This is a genomic window from Haemophilus sp. C1 (genome assembly GCF_001276515.1).
GTDB lineage: Bacteria > Pseudomonadota > Gammaproteobacteria > Enterobacterales > Pasteurellaceae > Haemophilus.
In genome coordinates, this window is the sequence record NZ_LDVZ01000073.1 from 1 (window position 1) to 680 (window position 680).

The 680-nt window shown below is 44.3% G+C and carries 1 protein-coding gene; it reads right to left on the bottom strand.

The annotated features are described in order from the left end of the window. Positions 1-680: filamentous hemagglutinin N-terminal domain-containing protein (locus ABW51_RS09585; protein ID WP_156262568.1), on the bottom strand; the 680-nt coding region annotated here is incomplete at both ends.

Sequence of the window (680 nt, forward strand, 5' to 3'; positions counted from 1 at the left end):
CCACCCAATTGGCTTACATCAACGCTGTAAGTAGATTGATTTTCACTTTGGGGGTCAAAAGTGCGGTCAGTGTTGTCGATGTTTTCATCCCCCACGTACACAACCGAATCATTGGTGCGGTCAACATTATTTTTACCTGTAGTGACTTTAATGCCTTTCTTCGACCAAACGCCACCATTGATTTCAGCTTTATCAGCGATAATATCGGTGTAATCCGATTGCGCATTATTCATGCCTTTTTGACCAACAGTCACTTTACCGCCTTTTACGCGATAGCCTTTTAATTGACCATTCTCAACTTCTGCTTTGCCGGTTGTTAGCGTGGTACGCCCCGCATTAATCACACCACAGCCATCACATTGGATACCACTTGGGTTGGCAATCACGACATCCGCTTTTTTACCTGCAACTTCAACATAGCCTTTTAAACGGCTTGGATTAGCGGAATTTACCTCGTTAAGAATGACTTTTGCTTCACCGCGAGCAAGATTTGGGTTACCTTGCACCCAGCCCGCAAGTTGCGTTTGTACTGCTTTACGGGCATTGTTTAATACGGCGCCTTTTTCTGCCACATCAAATTGTGAATATTGGTTACGTGATACCCCTCCTGCACTTGGTGTTTGAATATTTACTTGCGGTAAACCATTCGCTGTTTGAAGTACGATGGGTTGTTGATTACC